The organism is Moraxella osloensis, from assembly GCF_001553955.1.
GTDB lineage: Bacteria > Pseudomonadota > Gammaproteobacteria > Pseudomonadales > Moraxellaceae > Faucicola > Faucicola osloensis.
Genome location: NZ_CP014234.1, coordinates 1652210 through 1668237, shown reverse-complemented (window position 1 = coordinate 1668237; position 16028 = coordinate 1652210). Strand labels below are relative to the sequence as shown.

At 42.5% G+C, this 16028-nt stretch carries 12 protein-coding genes; 6 read left to right on the top strand and 6 right to left on the bottom strand.

From position 1 onward, the window contains the following. The first annotated feature begins 108 nt into the window (after positions 1-108). Positions 109-1215 (top strand): RNA-guided endonuclease InsQ/TnpB family protein, encoded by a 1107-nt coding sequence (locus AXE82_RS07325; RefSeq protein ID WP_062333106.1) that lies wholly within the window; start codon positions 109-111, stop codon positions 1213-1215. A 13-nt stretch (positions 1216-1228) separates the two neighbouring features. On the opposite strand, the gene gdhA is transcribed toward AXE82_RS07325, so the two are convergent. Then, the gene (gene gdhA / locus AXE82_RS07320) at positions 1229-2563 is read right to left on the bottom strand and encodes an NADP-specific glutamate dehydrogenase (protein ID WP_062333104.1); all 1335 of its coding nucleotides are present in this window, start codon (positions 2561-2563) and stop codon (positions 1229-1231) included. Positions 2564-2856: 293 nt separating this feature from the next. Between gdhA and mpl the strand changes: the two genes are divergently transcribed. The 4 genes from mpl (at position 2857) to AXE82_RS07300 (ending at position 6764) form a co-directional block, all read left to right on the top strand. Further along, positions 2857-4290, top strand: a complete 1434-nt coding sequence (mpl, locus tag AXE82_RS07315) for a UDP-N-acetylmuramate:L-alanyl-gamma-D-glutamyl-meso-diaminopimelate ligase (RefSeq protein ID WP_062333102.1) — start codon at positions 2857-2859, stop codon at positions 4288-4290. Positions 4291-4374: 84 nt separating this feature from the next. Beyond that, positions 4375-5217 (top strand): ParA family protein, encoded by an 843-nt coding sequence (locus AXE82_RS07310; protein ID WP_062333100.1) that lies wholly within the window; start codon positions 4375-4377, stop codon positions 5215-5217. 259 nt (positions 5218-5476) lie between these two features. Beyond that, a complete protein-coding gene (locus AXE82_RS07305) occupies positions 5477-5734 on the top strand; it encodes a GlsB/YeaQ/YmgE family stress response membrane protein (protein ID WP_007116610.1) in 258 nt (85 codons plus the stop codon). Between the two features lie 283 nt (positions 5735-6017). After that, positions 6018-6764, top strand: a complete 747-nt coding sequence (locus tag AXE82_RS07300) for an enoyl-CoA hydratase-related protein (RefSeq protein WP_062333099.1) — start codon at positions 6018-6020, stop codon at positions 6762-6764. A gap of 95 nt (positions 6765-6859) precedes the next feature. Here AXE82_RS07300 and thrC read toward each other — a convergent pair whose 3' ends face one another. The 3 genes from thrC to fmt all read right to left on the bottom strand — a co-directional run bounded on the left by thrC (position 6860) and on the right by fmt (position 10728). After that, entirely contained in the window at positions 6860-8275 is a 1416-nt protein-coding gene (thrC, locus tag AXE82_RS07295; protein WP_062333088.1) for a threonine synthase, read from the bottom strand. A 68-nt stretch (positions 8276-8343) separates the two neighbouring features. After that, entirely contained in the window at positions 8344-9696 is a 1353-nt protein-coding gene (rsmB, locus tag AXE82_RS07290; RefSeq protein ID WP_007116613.1) for a 16S rRNA (cytosine(967)-C(5))-methyltransferase RsmB, read from the bottom strand. Positions 9697-9711: 15 nt separating this feature from the next. Further along, entirely contained in the window at positions 9712-10728 is a 1017-nt protein-coding gene (gene fmt / locus AXE82_RS07285; protein ID WP_040403836.1) for a methionyl-tRNA formyltransferase, read from the bottom strand. A gap of 136 nt (positions 10729-10864) precedes the next feature. Here fmt and AXE82_RS07280 point away from each other — a divergent pair, with 136 nt between their 5' ends. Further along, positions 10865-13687, top strand: coding sequence for a response regulator (locus AXE82_RS07280; RefSeq protein WP_062333086.1), 2823 nt, complete (start codon positions 10865-10867; stop codon positions 13685-13687). 122 nt (positions 13688-13809) lie between these two features. On the opposite strand, the gene AXE82_RS07275 is transcribed toward AXE82_RS07280, so the two are convergent. After that, complete coding sequence (locus AXE82_RS07275) at positions 13810-14478, bottom strand: riboflavin synthase (RefSeq protein WP_062333084.1); 669 nt, start codon at positions 14476-14478, stop codon at positions 13810-13812. Between the two features lie 466 nt (positions 14479-14944). Continuing rightward, positions 14945-16024, bottom strand: a complete 1080-nt coding sequence (gene ribD / locus AXE82_RS07270; RefSeq protein WP_062333081.1) for a bifunctional diaminohydroxyphosphoribosylaminopyrimidine deaminase/5-amino-6-(5-phosphoribosylamino)uracil reductase RibD — start codon at positions 16022-16024, stop codon at positions 14945-14947. Positions 16025-16028 lie beyond the last annotated feature (4 nt).

Here is a 16028-nt window from a genome sequence, read left to right as displayed (position 1 = left end):
GACGGAGCTTTTTATCAGCCGTTGCCGTAAAACCACCGCCTTTAGGCGGTGGATATAAGGCAACTTGTACACTATAACGCTTGCATAAATTTTGCTAAAATAATTTGCATGAAAACACTCAAGCTACGCATACGAGATAAACATAAAGACCAACTAAATCGCCTAAGCGGTTCGGTGAATTTCGTATGGAACTACGTTAATGCGTTAAGCTATGAGCATCTTAAGCGTACTGGCAAGTTCTTTAGTGCTTACGACCTAAACGACTACACCAAAGGTAGCGGTGAACTACTTGGCTTACACTCGCAAACCATTCAAGCCATCAATGAAACCCATGCCAAAGCTAGAAAACAATTCAAAAAAGCTAAGTTATCATGGCGAACCAACAACCCAACATCAAAACGTAAATCATTAGGCTGGCTACCCTTTAAACAATCTGCCATTAAGCATATTGCCACGCACCAAACAGGCAAAAAGGGCTTAAAATCCACCTTGCAACTAAGCCTAGCCAAAGGACAAAAACTAGTCATTGACCTATGGGACAGCTACAACCTTAGCCTATATCAAATTAACACCCTTGAGGTCGTCCAAGACAGCCGTAACCGTTGGTATGCCTGTATCACCGTCAAAGACTACCCCAAGACACAATGCGGTACAGGCAGTGTAGGCATTGACTTAGGGCTTAAAGACAGTGCCACTACCTCAAGCGGTGACAAACTCACCATCAAGCAAACGCTCAAATATGCCAAAGATTTAGCCATTGCTCAACGAGCTAAAAACAAACAACGTGTCAAAGCGATCCATGCCAAAATCAAAAATACACGCCAAGACCTCATCCATAAATTCACCACCCAATTAGTCAAAGACAATGCCCTAATCGTGGTCGGTGATGTGAAAACCACCCAATTTAACAGTAAAAAAGGCAAACTCGCCAAATCGGTTTACGATGCAGGCTGGTTTGAACTGAAACGACAACTGACCTACAAATGCGAGAACGCAGGTTGCCGTTTTGAAATCGTGAATGAGAGATACACGACCCAGCGATGTTCGTGTTGCGGTCAAATTGACCGCAATAGTCCGAAAGGTAGAGCAGGCTTGCGAATAAGAGAATGGACTTGTGCAATGTGTGGCACATGGCATGATAGAGATATTAATGCCAGTCGGAACATTCTTGCGGTCGGGCTTGGCCGTCTGGGAGCAGGAATCCCCTTGCTTTAGCAAGGGGAGGAAGTCAAAAAATGCCGTAATTCACCATGGCTTTAGCAATCTTGTTAAAACCTGCTAGATTAGCGCCTTTTTTATAATCAATGCTCCCATCCGCTTGTTTGCCATGGTTAAAACAATCGTCATGGATATTTTTCATGATGGTTTTTAATTGCTCATCAAGCACCGCAAAGGTTGCGTATTGACGTACCGAGTTTTGTGACATCTCAAGACCTGATACCGCGACCCCACCGGCATTCGAGGCTTTTCCCGGCGCATAGATGACGCCATTACTTTGGAAGATGGCGATGGCATCGGCATCACTGGGCATGTTGGCACCTTCTGCCACGTATTTCACGCCATGATTGACCAGATTTTGCGCATCGTGCCCATTGATTTCGTTTTGGGTGGCGCAAGGTAGGGCAATATCGGCTTTGATATGCCATGGGCGGCTACCCTCGATCCATTCTGCGTCATCACTGGTGCCGACGAAGTCTTTTAAACGTTTATCTTGCGCTTTATAAGTTTTGAGCGCTTCAATTTGCTCTAAGCTAAAGCCATGCTTGAGATACAAGGTGCCTTTTGAGTCTGATAATGTCACTACCTGCGCGCCAAGCTCAATACATTTTTGTGCCGCATGTAGCGATACATTGCCCGCACCTGAGACCAGGACAGTCTTAGCCATCAAGCCGTCATGATGGGCTTCTAGCATATTTTGTAAAAAATAAACCAGACCAAACCCCGTTGCCTCGGTACGAATCAAGCTACCACCTTGTCCCACCGTCTTACCGGTTAATACCCCGGTAAACTCACGATTAAGCGTCTTATACATGGCGAACATATAATTAATTTCGCGGCTACCGACACCGATATCACCCGCCGGTACGTCTATATCTGCACCAATATAGGGCGCTAATTCCCGCATAAAGGCATAGCAAAATCGACGGATTTCGGCGTCTGATTTACCTTTTGGGTCAAAGTCTGAACCGCCTTTACCCCCACCCATGGGCAGACCGGTCAATGCGTTTTTAAAGATTTGTTCAAACCCTAAAAATTTTAGTACCGAAAGATTCACACTGGGATGAAAACGGATACCGCCTTTGTAAGGCCATAATGCATTGTTAAATTGCACACGCCAACCGCGGTTGACTTGAACATTGCCTTGGTCATCTTCCCAGTTGATACGAAATTGAATAACACGGTCAGGGTTGGTTAAGCGGTCAAATAGATTAAGGTGTTGATAAACAGTGGATTGGTCATAAACCGCTGCGATATCTTCCCAGAATTCTTCGACCGCTTGGATAAACTCTGGCTCATTGCTATGACACTGCTTTAAAATGCTTAATAACTCACTACTTTTCATACCACTCCTCAATTCTTTAACTTCATAAAAATAGTGCAAAAACACTATTTTGGTGAATTTATAGTAACTTAGCACTGTCATAGTAATTTGTAAAACTATTTTTCTGTACCTCTTTGGCACGGTTTTGGCACGGTGGGTTGACAAAAACTAGACATGGGTGTTGGTGAGCAAGTTAACCTGCAACTGGATTTAATAGCTGACAAAGCGTGATTTGTCCTTTAAAATTGTTAATTTTTAGCAAGGTTTAGCGGCTTTGATTAGCCGCTAATGCGTATTTGACCTAAGGCAAACTTATGCACATTCATATTCTTGGTATTTGTGGTACCTTCATGGGTTCGTTGGCGCTGCTTGCGCGTGACCTTGGACATACCGTGACAGGCTCAGACGCCAATGTCTATCCACCAATGTCCACCCAGCTTGAAAATGCGGGTGTTGAGATTATGCAAGGGTATGCCGCTAGTCATTTACAACCTGCCCCTGATTTGGTGATTGTCGGCAATGCCATGAAGCGCGGCATCGAAGCGGTTGAATATATGCTCAATGAGCGTATTGCTTATACCTCAGGTCCGCAGTTTTTGGCAGAGCAGGTATTGCAATACCGTCATGTATTAGCCGTGGCAGGCACGCATGGCAAAACCACCACTACCACGATGCTGGCGTGGATTTTACACTATGCAGGCATTGATGCCGGCTTTTTGATTGGTGGCGTGCCACTTGTTGATACCCAAGATGAACGCCTAAAAAAAGCGTTTGCCCACAGTAGTTATTTGGGTAGTGATAAAACTGCGGATCATGAAGGTTACTTTGTCATCGAAGCGGATGAGTATGACAGTGCTTTTTTTGATAAACGCTCTAAGTTTGTTCACTATCGCCCAACCACCGCAATTTTAAACAACCTTGAATACGACCACGCCGATATCTTCCCTAACCTTGCCGCCATCCAAACCCAGTTCCATCACATGGTACGCATGATACCGTCAAATGGCAAAATCATCATGCCAGCAGATACCGAAAGCTTGGAAGAAACCCTTAAAAAAGGCTGCTGGACACCGATTTGGCGGACAGCGATTGCTAGCACTAATCCCCAAGCGGATTGGCAAGCCAAGCTAGTGAAACAAGATGGCAGCCAATACGAAGTCATGTTTGATGGTCACAAAGAACAAGTCAATTGGCAGATGAGCGGGCTACATAGCGTCAATAATGGTTTAGTGGCAATTGCGGCAGCCTACAATGTTGGCGTATCGGTTGCACAAGCCTGTGAAGCCTTATCCAATTTTGCTGGTATCAAACGCCGTATGGAGCTGGTCGGCACAATTGATGACAACGGCAAGCATATAGAAGTTTATGACGACTTTGCCCACCACCCAACCGCCATTGAAACCACGCTTGACGGTGCCAAAAAACGTTTTGCGGATAACCCAAACCGTAAAATCTGGGCAGTGATTGAACCGCGTTCAAATACCATGAAACTGGGTACCCACCAAGGTTTGCTTGCGCCATCAGCGAGTATCGCCGACCAAGTCATTTGGTATCAACCTGCCAATCTAGATTGGTCTGTCGTCGATGCAATTGGCAATGCTGCCAACCAACAAGTGATGACATCAACCGATGCGATTATTAAGCATATTGCAGCGCACATTGGCGATGACGATGCGGTGATTGTGATGTCAAATGGCGGCTTTGAAGGCATTCATGGTCGACTAGTAAAGGCACTACAGCAAGCCTAACTGTTTTAACCTTGTAAATTTGCTAGCAAAAATCGTGATTTTTTAGCATACTCATGATTACTTGTACAAATATTAGGTTACACAATGCTTACCCGAGTCATTTTTAATCAAAAAGGCGGTGTTGGTAAATCCAGCATTGCTGTCAATCTTGCCGCGATGAGCGCCCATCAAGGTTTGCGTACCTTACTCATCGACCTTGATCCACAGTGCAACGCTACCCAATATATCGTCGGCGATGCGGCCACAGACATTCATCCCGCGCATATCACAGAACCCAATATTGAAAATTTCTTTTCGCAAACCCTGCAAGCGACGTCCAGCCCCATGCCGATGATGTTTGCATTTCCGTTTGGCGGTATGACGGGTAGTCGTAATCAAGGGTTGGAGCACTGTATTCACACCACCCGATTTGATAATTTATCACTGATTCCAGCCAGTCCCATGCTTGCCGATATTTTGCAGCCCCTTGAAAGCAAACATAAAATTTATAAGTTAAAAGACGGCTTAAACCTTTTAAGTCAGCAGTTTGATCGGGTGTACATTGATACACCACCGGCGTTTAACTTTTTTACTTTGTCGGCATTGATCGCAGCTGATCGTGTCATCGTTCCGTTTGATTGTGATATTTTCTCCAAACGCGCGCTGCAGACCTTGGTGCAAAATATCTTAGAGACGCGCCAGGACCATAATAGTGACTTGTTAATTGAAGGCATTATCGTCAATCAGTTTGACCCACGTGCCAATTTACCCAAAGAAGTGGTACAAACGTTGGTCAATGAAGGCTATCCTGTGTATGACACCAAACTTAGCCCTTCAATTATCATGAAACAATCTCATCATCAAAGTTTGCCGCTGATTTATTTGGACCCCAAACATAAACTCACCCAGCAATACGATGCACTTTATCAAGAAATCGAATCCAGATAACGGAACTTACATTTAATCGTCTCTACTGACATAGCATTACATTAAATAAAAAATTCTCTTAATACTTCAAAGAGAACTTACATAATTAACAAACCAACATTTTAACTTCTGATAGCTTATGTATAAAATAACAGTCATCAGAGAGGCAGTTATTAGTTAAAACCATAAATATAACAATTTAGCCCTGTAACGCCTGCCAATCGATTAGGCAACAAAATAAGTTAACAAGTAGACAAGTTAAAAAATTAGGAGTGTTAAAATGAGCTTTATTTATATGATTATCATGGGTCTTATCGTTGGTGTTATCGCGCGTGCTATCAAGCCAGGTGCGGACGCAATGGGTTGGATTCTTACCATTGTACTGGGTATTATTGGTGCATTAGTGGGCGGTTTCTTAGCAGGTATGCTAGGTGTGGATGCCAGTGGTGGTTTTACCGGTTTAATCTTTTCAGTGATTGGTGCCATTATTGTGCTATTCATTTATGAGCTAGCCACGGGTAAACGCCGTATTGGTTAATGCTGTATTAATTAATTAAGCAATCAATTTAAAATATCAATTAAAAAAAGGCATTTAATTTAAATGCCTTTTTTATTGGCTAAAATTTTCTGAACGCACGGTATCTAACACTTGGCATCTAGCGCTTGGTATTTTGGGCTTAATTTTTTTTCAGTTTCATTTTTTTGCCGTCATTGTCTCACTAATTTTAGAATCTCCGCTTAGAATGATGCTATATTGTTGACTTGGTTTTTAGCGCTAAACCCCTACTAGACACTGATGAGATACTAAGGTAAACATTTTCATGGAACAACTTGTCAATTTTCACACGCAAAATGGCGTTTTAGAAATCCAATTTAATCGTGCCGATAAAAAAAATGCCCTAACCAATGCCATGTACCAAGCCGTACAAACCGCGATGGAGCAGGCAAAAAGTGACGATAATATTCAAGTGATTTTATTTACGTCAACGGGGGATTTTTTTACCGCAGGCAATGATCTTGTCGATTTTTTAAACAAAGCAGAAAATGACGATGCCAAGCTTAACGCGTTAGATTTCGTGCAGTTTTTGGGTGATTATCCCAAACCCATCGTGGCAGCGGTGACAGGCTCAGGCGTTGGCATTGGCTTGACGCTACTACTTCATTGTGATTTGGTGTATATCGTAGAAAGCGCTAAATTATTAGCCCCATTTGTGGATTTATCTTTGGTGCCAGAAGCAGGTTCGACCCTTTTGCTGACGCAAAAAATTGGTTATCAGCGTGCCTTTGAGGTGTTTGTGATGGGTGAAAAAATCACAGGCAAACAGGCAGTCGAATTGGGCTTAGCCAACCAAGCTTTTGCTAGTAGCGATGAGGTACTAAGCACGGCGCGCCAAAAAGCAGAAATACTTGCCAAAAAATCGGTGCCATCGGTACGACAAACCAAAGACTTGATGCGTAATGCCACAGAAATCCTAGCGCGTATCCAACAAGAAAACATTCACTTTAGTAACCGTCTAAAGACAAATGAAGTCAAAGCGATACTGCGCAAATTTTTCCATAAACAGTAAGGCAAAAAAGAACAATAATGCAAAAAAGCCTTTTAACTGGCAAATTAAAAGGCTTTTATTTGAGTCAATTTATTAGCCAATCTATTAGATAGCCATTATTTGGCTACCACAAACTGTTCAATTTGCGCACGCACCAAATTTGCATCATTATCAAGCACAGTCACATACTGCGCCAAGCTTTCGATGTTATCGGTATGCTTGGGGCGGGGAATGTCAAGTTGACCGACAGCTTCGGTGATGGTCTCGGCAAATTTGGCTGGCAAGGCGGTTTCAGCGCAGACAATCACCTCACCTTCTTTGCGTACTTCACGAGCCACTTTTATCCCATCAGCGGTATGCGGGTCAATTAACTGATTGTCTTCGGCATACACTTGTTTTATCGTGGCGATACGGTCGGCATGTGTTGATTTTCCCGATACAAAGCCATATTTGCCATTGATGTTCGCCATCAAATCCGACATATCAAAGCCTTTGCCTGCGTTGACATCCTGCCAAAGCGTATGGATTTTTTCGCCATTTTTCTCAGCGAGCAGGTACACAAAACGCTCAAAATTCGACGCTTTTGAAATATCCATCGATGGGCTTGATGTCACATAAGTCTTGTCGGCAGTACGGGGGCTATATTTGCCAGTCGTAAAAAAGTCATGCAGAACGTCGTTTTCGTTGGTGGCAACGATTAAACGGTCGATGGGTAATCCCATTTCACGGGCAATATGTCCCGCGCAGATATTACCAAAGTTACCCGATGGGACGCAGAAACTCACCTTTTGGCTGTTGTCGGTGGTGCTGGCAAAATAACCTTTAAAATAGTAGACGATTTGCGCGAGGATACGACCCCAGTTAATGGAGTTGACAGTCCCAAGGCTGTATTTGGCTTTAAACTCAGCATCTTGCTGCAGGGCTTTTACGATATCTTGGCAGTCATCAAACATACCTTTGATGGCAATGTTATGGATATTTTTGTCATCGAGGCTATACATTTGTGCGCGCTGGAATTCACTCATTTTGCCATGCGGTGACATCATGAACACTTCGATATTGTCTTTGCCGCGCAGCGCATACTCAGCCGCTGAGCCTGTATCACCTGATGTGGCACCGATAATGGTCAAACGCTCATTTTTTTTCTTTAACACATATTCAAAAGCATTGCCCAAAAACTGCATAGCGATGTCTTTAAATGCCAGTGTGGGACCGTTTGATAACTCGATGATTTTGATGCCATCTTTGAGTGTACGAACAGGGGTAATATCAGGATTGCCAAATGCTTGTACAGTATAAGTTTTATCAATCAGTGTTTTTAAATCGTCTTTTGGGATATCGGTGGCAAATAATTGCATGATTTCAAAGGCAAGCTCAGGGTAGCTTAAAGTGCGCCATTGGGTGAGGGTTGCTTCATCAATCTGTGGGTATTCTTCAGGTAGCATTAAGCCGCCATCTGGGGCAAGTCCCATCAGTAACACATCACTAAATTGCATAGGGGCTGTTTTGCCACGGGTGCTGATATAGTTCATTTTTTCTTCCATTTAATCAATTTGATGCAGTTTAGCACAAACCTAGCATTGCGATGAATGCCAATTTTTTAGCCACGTTTTTGCAGTAAGGCATAATAAAAGCCATCGCCATCGTTTTGATGAAGCGGCAAGCATTGATAACCGATGTTCTGTTTGATTTGGTTAGGTAAATTAAGGCTAAAATCCACGATTTGCGCCGCTTTGTGTGTGGCTAAAAACGCTTGTAGTTGGTTTTCATTCTCTGCTTTTAACATCGAGCAAGTGATGTAGAGTAGATAACCGTTAGTGGCTAAATTATGCCAACAGTTGGCTAAAATACGGGCTTGTAACGCGGCAGTTTGCCCCACATCTTGTTCGGTGCGTAGCAGTGCGATATCAGGATGGCGGCGAATCACCCCCGTTGCGGTACAAGGTGCGTCAAGCACTATCACATCAAATTGGGTATCGGCTTGAAACGTTGTGGCATCATCACATACCAATTGTACATTTTCTTGGTTTAACTGCAAACGCTCAAGGTTTTGACTGACCCGTTGTAAACGTTTTTCATCGTTGTCCAAAGCGATTACATGGGCGATATTTTGATGTTTCACGTGAAACGTTTTTGACTCATCAAGCTCCAATAAATGCGCCAGTTTACCCCCAGGTGCAGTGCAAGCATCTAGTACCGTCAAAGATTTATCCAAGGCGAGGCTTGCCAAAATATGTGCTGATAGCTGGGCGTGTCTGTCTTGCACACTGACCCATCCTTCGGCAAATTTAGGCAAATCGGTGATTCTTATAGCGTCAGTGAGTTGAATGGTTTGCACCTTCTCAAAGCCAATTGATACTAGGGCAAACCCGATGCCTTGTTGGGTTAATATATCGGCATAATCCTCTACACTACAAAATTTGCGATTGACGCGTAAGAATATGGGCGCAGGTTGGCGAAGCGCTTGTCCAAGCTCGGCATAGTATTCACCCCAATCCTGTTTGAGCTGTTTGGCAAGCCAATTGGGTAGACTGTGATTTTTCTCAATTTTTTTGGCAAATTTGGCAGGGTTTTTTTGCACCTTTCGCAGTATGGCATTGATAAGTCCAGCACCGTAACCTTTATCCAGTTGTTTGACTGCTTCGACCGTTTCACCAATTGCCGCGTAATCTGGCGTGTCCATATACAGCAGTTGGTACAGTCCGATATTGAGTGCTGCCCATACGCCTTTGTCAGTAACTTCATGCTCAATCAAGCTTTCACCAATACGAGCGAGTGCCCACCATTGACGCAGTGTGCCAAGCAATAATTCATGGGCAAAGCCTTTGTCTTTTTCGCTCACTTGGTTGAGTAGTGGGTCAAGCAAGCTAGATAATGACTCACCTTGTTGGATACGCTCAAGGGTGGCGACAACTTTAGCGCGCGTGTTAAGCTGAGAATGTAATTGGGTCATGATGTGCCTAATTGGTTATGAGTGAAAAATATCACCATCGTTGAGTTTATCTCCATTGGCAATTTGCTCAGCGGTTAACGGCTTACCACCTGGCCACTGCATTTGGGTGATATTAATCAGATGTTGTACACCCTGATGTTGGTGGTTGCTCGCGTTTTTGCCACAGGCGACCAAAATTGCATTACGACCCACACTGACGATTTTACCTGCAGGTTCATGGGTTTGTTGGTCGAGTTTGATGGGCGCGGCTTTTATTATTTTGATACGGCTGTTGGGGTCTTTATGTTCATCAAGATAGGTAAAGGCATTTAACGCACGGATTTGGCGTTGAATACTGATAGCATCATTTTGCCAGTTAATTTCACCCTCTGCCGTGGTGATTTTCTCGGCATAATTAGCCAAAGCGTCGTCTTGTTTTTGCGCGTTTTGTTGATAGTTTTTTAAATCAGACAACACCGTGACAATGGCTTCACCGCCTAATTTGGCTAACTTATCATGCAATAGTTGGGTGGTATCTGTGTCAGTGATTGGGCATTCTATTTTATACAGCATATCGCCCGTATCGAGTCCCTGCGCCATTTGCATGATGGTAATGCCTGTGGTGTCGTCACCTGCCAAAATCGCACGCTGAATGGGCGCTGCACCGCGCCAGCGTGGCAATAATGAGCCATGAATATTGATACAGCCAAATTTTGGGGTATGCAGCACACCAAGCGGCAAAATCAATCCGTACGCAGCTACCACCATAACATCGGGTCGATAGCGTTTAAGTGTTTCACGTGAAACAATCCCATCGGCTGATTTTAAGCTAAAACTTTCGGGTTGTTCCACCGCAATATTATTTGCTAAGGCAAGGGCTTTGACTGGCGATGCGCTAATTTTTTGCCCACGACCCGATTTGCGGTCAGGTTGTGTATAGACCGCCACAATGTCGATATTAAGGGTTTTTTGGTGACTGATTAGTGCTTGTAAGGCGACTTTAGCAAATTCGGGCGTACCAGCAAATACGACCCTAAGCGGGGTTTGAGACATGATAAATTTCATCTTAAGTACAATAAATTTCTGTTATTATAATATGAATTGGCACAATACTTAAATCTAGCATTGTGATGATGGGTTTTTTTCTTTTACCTTCATTGACTGTTTTCTTTATTGGGTATATCACGCTGTGTCAAACCAGTTTTCTCTCTACAATCGCCCAGCAGCTCGGCGACTCATCATAACCTTAGTGGCTATCGAGCTGATACTAATAGTGGCAGGTTATGGACTGCTTTGGCTTTATGCGTTGCAGCAGCAACAGCAGCTTGGCAAAAGCTACCTCGTTGAATTGGTTGATAAACTCAATCATAAAATTACCCACGGTGAGCACGATTGGCGTCAGGTTAATTTAGACCAACATGAAGCAATCAAAAATTATCAGTTGATTGTCTTTGAGCCAACGGGTGATACTACCGTTGTCAAAAACAACCATAATGATTTCTCTGACGCCTTACCCAATTGGACGCTATCTGCCAAACAAAGCAATAAAATATTTTATGATGCTCGTGGTTTTGAAGTTTGGCAGAATCTGGCAGCGGGTTACCGCTTATACGTTAAAGTACAATACTTCCCGTTTTGGCGTAATTTTGCCAACCCTATCTATTTGCTGCCACTGCTACTAGGGCTTTGCCTATTTTTATATGTGATGATTCAGCTGCGAAAGAGTTACGAGGTTTGGTATAAATTTCTCGATTATGCCCAAAATTTGCAATTGCAAATTAGTAAAGGTTATCAGCCTGCCAAGCTTCATGAGTTTCGTAACCACCCTGAAACGCTTTATTTAGCTCAGCTATTTAACCGATATGCTTATAAGATGGGGCAATATTATGATAAGGTTCGCCAGTTAACTTATCGACAAAATATTTTGATTGATACTTCACCAATTTTGCTATTTATCATGAGCAGAAATGGTCGGATTGTGTACTTTAACCATAAATTTTCGCAAGTGTTTAATACCCCGTTTCAACAGGGGTCGATGTATATTCTTAGTGACTTTATCACCGGTGCCAATAAAACCACGCAGCAGCTACTAAGTTCGCTCGAGAATATTCAGACTTATGCAACTTTACCCGTGACCAATCTACAGCGAAATCTGTATTTTGATTTACGCATTACCCCGTATTATAACCGTTTTGGTCAACTACAAGGTTATAGCTGTGGCTTAGAGGATACCACCGATTATCACGATAAACTGCAAAAAGCGTGGGTCGAAGATAAATTTACTGCCGATAAATTAACCAGTTTTAATAAAATGTGGGCGGTAGTGGGGCATGAATTGCGTACTCCACTCAGTGGTTTAGTTGGCATGATAGATTTACTTGCTGAAGATAAAGCGCAGTTTAATAGCGAGCAACAAGAAACCATCGCAACCTTGCAGCAATCTAGCCAGACCATGATTCAACTGCTCAATGATATGCTTGATGTGGCCAAATTAGACGCAGGCAGGCTACAAACCAATGTCACGTCTATTGATCTCTTGAAATTACTGCGCCAGACCACTGAACTGATGCTTGGTAATGCCCGACGTCAAAAAATTAGTCTGTATATTTTTGTAGATCCCCTTACCCCACGTTTTATTGATTGTGATGAAGGTAAATTACGCCAAATTATTTTAAACTTATTGACCAATGCGGTAAAATTTACCAAAGAGGGCTACGTGGCTATCACGGTTGATAAAACCGATAGCCGTCACCCATTAATCGCGGCTAAAACCAGCCAAAATATGACTGTCAGCGAAGATTGGTTAAAAATATCAGTAAAAGATACCGGTTTAGGTATTACAGAAAAAGACCAACGAAAGTTATTTTCCTACTTTGAACAAGCCAATGATTCTATTAGTCGGCAGTTTGGCGGTACAGGACTTGGTTTAGCTATTTCCAATAGTTTTTCACATTTATTGGGCGGGTTTATTCATTTAGAAAGTCAATTTGGTCAAGGCAGTGAATTCCAACTATTTTTACCGATTCCAAAGTTTAGTCTGCAGTCTGTTTACCAATATAAAACTGGTAATTTAAGGATAACACTGATTATTATCTCGCCATTTTCTATCTTTGAGCGAGTGAATAAAGTGCTAAATTATGTGGAGTTATCGCACCATATCTTTACAGCTATGGATGAAGCCGTTATCGATACGATTAATAACCTTGATTTGCAAGGCTTGATGCCGGTCTTTGTGATTGATGATGCAGCACTCAAAGCCAACAACCATTTATTAGATAATATTGATTTTTATGCTGATGCGATTAAAATTATTTTAAGTATTGAATCACCTAAAACTCTGCCACCCGAGCTGCAATTACAATTTGATGGGTATTTGCAAAAACCTACGTCTTTAAGCCTGTTGATTGCTGAGGTGAATCATCTATATGAGTTAAAAATCAAAAAAGAAAAAACCAATACCCATCTGCCCGTACAACTGGCATTTAAGCAATTTTTGCAGCAGTACCCCAGCCCCTCTAATTCTAGCGTTAACGTAGCATCCGCAACGCCCCCCGTTAATAACCCTAATCTGTTATTGGATGGACCAATTCAAGTGGTTGATGAGGGCCACACCAATCTTGAGAGCCCAAACGATGCGCATCACTCTGGTCAAAAATTGATATTAATAGCAGAAGACAACCCGGTTAATCAAAAAATTGCCAAAAAGCATTTGGAAGCCTTGGGTTATCGCTATCTTGTAGCATCCGATGGCGAGCAAGCAGTTAAGTTACTCAGTGAAAATCGTCAGCAAATCGGACTTGTGTTGATGGACTGTCGCATGCCAATTCTAGATGGTATTGAAGCGACGCGTATTATTCGCCTCAATAAAGATAGTGTGCCGATTGTTGCCTTAACCGCCAATGATTCTGATGATGATAGAAATATCTGTTTAGAAGCGGGCATGGACAGTTTTTTGACCAAACCCATCAACAAGCAAAAACTCATCGAAGCCATCAATCATTACATGGTCTGAGACAATAAAAAAGACCAGGTTAACTTGGTCTTTTTTTGTTTGAAGTAAAACGTTATGAGGGTCGAGTTTTAAAAGTAAATTGGTTGGTGGTTCTTTGTCCATCATTATAAAGCAGTTGCGCTCTATTTGCTAAACCCATTTTGTTGTAGGAAGCTTAATGTAATGCCTTCATGATTAGAATTTGACATGTTGTCTGGTGTTGACATAAGAAGTTTTTCTAAATATCTGGCTACCACATCCACCTCGATGTTGACTTTTGTTGCCACTTTCCAATGTCTGCTTATGTTGGTGACCTGCGCCGTATGCGGGATGATATTTAAACTAATCACATTACCTTCCACCAAATTACTGGTCAGGCTAATACCATCGACTGTTACAGAACCCTTGGTAGCGACATATTTGGTAAACTCGCTTGGAATCTCAATCTCTATGTAAATTGAGCGCGAATCATTTTTTATCAGTTTAACTGTACCCGTGGTATCAACATGACCGGTGACAATGTGGCCGCCAAATCGTGTAGTAGGCAGCATGGCTTTTTCAAGGTTTAATACATCGCCAACTTGCCATTGTTGCATCGCTGTTTTATTGAGTGTTTCACGTGAAACATCAACGGCGTACCAGTCTTTACCTTGCTCTACAACAGTGAGACAAATCCCGTTACTTGCAATCGAGTCACCCAATTTGACATCAGCAAAGTCCAAATAGTCAGATTGAACTTTTAAGCGTATATCACCCTGTGTTGGCGTAATGGCAACGATTTTTCCCGTGGCTTCAATAATACCTGTGAACATTTTTTATCCTATTTATTGTTGATATCAATGCATTTTAATGCACTTTTACAACTATCACAAACATAAAATATTATTTAGAATAATTAAATTATAATCATGACTCAATTCTAATTTTAATTGGGCGTCAAGCGTTCAAAACTTTAAAATGATAGAGGTAGCTTTTAGTGGATAACTTACCATCGTAGACTACTTATCACCTCATTTATCTACTTATCCACTGATCATAATTGTGATAGACTACAGGTGTTTTGTGCCATGTTTCATGTGAAACACCGCTTATAGTCTAGCATTACAGTAAAATTTGACTCTAATCATTGTTTCATGTGAAACAGTTATCCACAAAGAAAATCCACTTCTAACGCTTTCATTAAATTTAGCTAACAATGTGGATAAGTTTTAAAAAGCAAAAAAATATAACAGTTTGACTATTTTTTTGTGCAAGATTTACCTAACCGATTGTGTGGATTTACTTATCAAAACGATAGGTTAGTTTGATATCATTGCCCATTGTTTCATGTGAAACTAGTGTAGCGATAATTTGTTGGTGGATATGCTGTGCATTAAAGTTAATCATGGGCTTAGCACTGTTACCCAAAAAGCATGGCGCTTGATACACGACTAACTCATCTACCAGACCTTGTTGTAAAAAACTAGCAGCGACTGTTGCCCCTGCTTCAACTAGCACATCGTTAATTTGGTAATTGTCTTTTAAAGTGGTGAGTATTTGAGTTAAGCTCATAGCTGCATCTTGGATAAGCAAAACGGGACGCTTGTTGATTTGACTTTGATACCATGCATCCGTCATTTGGATGCGTTGACGACGGTCTAGCACTATCAATAACGGCTGTGGTATATCGTCTAAATTTACCCCTAATTGCTGACTACGGATATTTAGCGCAGGATGGTCTTGCAGGATTGTTTCGCTACCCGTGATAATTGCCCCTGCCTGCGCTCGTAAACGCTGTACATCCTCGCGTGATTGGTCGCTGGTTATCCATTTTGACTCGCCATTTGCCATCGCGGTGCGTCCATCCAAACTTGTCGCTATCTTTAAGCGCACAAAAGGCAAGCCGCCACGCATGACTTTAAAAAACCCTTCATTTAATTGATAAGCCGCTTGCTCACAAATGCCAGTAATGACTTCGATACCCGCCTGCTGCAGTTTGGCAATACCGCCCCCATCGACTTTAGGATTAGGATCGACAACAGCAATCACCACACGGCTGATACCCGCTTTGATTAGCGCATCAGCACAGGGCGGGGTACGTCCATGATGGCTACAAGGCTCAAGCGTGACATATGCTGTTGCCCCTTGCAAATGCTTAGCATCATGCTCATACGCTTGTCGAAGGGCAAACACTTCGGCGTGGGGTTGTCCTGCTAGATAGTGAAAACCTTCGCCGATGATTTGATTATCTTTGACAATGACGCAGCCGACATTAGGATTGGGACGGGTGGTGAAACGTCCTTTTTTAGCCAGCTCAATGGCGCGTGACATGTAGTATTGGTGCTGATAGCGCTCAGCGGATGATAAATTTGCCGTCATAATA

Coding starts and splice junctions, on each gene's coding strand:
- AXE82_RS07325 (WP_062333106.1), top strand. CDS start 109: ATGAAAACACTCAAGCTACGCATACGAGATAAACATAAAGACCAACTA.
- gdhA (WP_062333104.1), bottom strand. CDS start 2,563: ATGAAAAGTAGTGAGTTATTAAGCATTTTAAAGCAGTGTCATAGCAAT.
- mpl (WP_062333102.1), top strand. CDS start 2,857: ATGCACATTCATATTCTTGGTATTTGTGGTACCTTCATGGGTTCGTTG.
- AXE82_RS07310 (WP_062333100.1), top strand. CDS start 4,375: ATGCTTACCCGAGTCATTTTTAATCAAAAAGGCGGTGTTGGTAAATCC.
- AXE82_RS07305 (WP_007116610.1), top strand. CDS start 5,477: ATGAGCTTTATTTATATGATTATCATGGGTCTTATCGTTGGTGTTATC.
- AXE82_RS07300 (WP_062333099.1), top strand. CDS start 6,018: ATGGAACAACTTGTCAATTTTCACACGCAAAATGGCGTTTTAGAAATC.
- thrC (WP_062333088.1), bottom strand. CDS start 8,275: ATGAACTATATCAGCACCCGTGGCAAAACAGCCCCTATGCAATTTAGT.
- rsmB (WP_007116613.1), bottom strand. CDS start 9,696: ATGACCCAATTACATTCTCAGCTTAACACGCGCGCTAAAGTTGTCGCC.
- fmt (WP_040403836.1), bottom strand. CDS start 10,728: ATGTCTCAAACCCCGCTTAGGGTCGTATTTGCTGGTACGCCCGAATTT.
- AXE82_RS07275 (WP_062333084.1), bottom strand. CDS start 14,478: ATGTTCACAGGTATTATTGAAGCCACGGGAAAAATCGTTGCCATTACG.
- ribD (WP_062333081.1), bottom strand. CDS start 16,024: ATGACGGCAAATTTATCATCCGCTGAGCGCTATCAGCACCAATACTAC.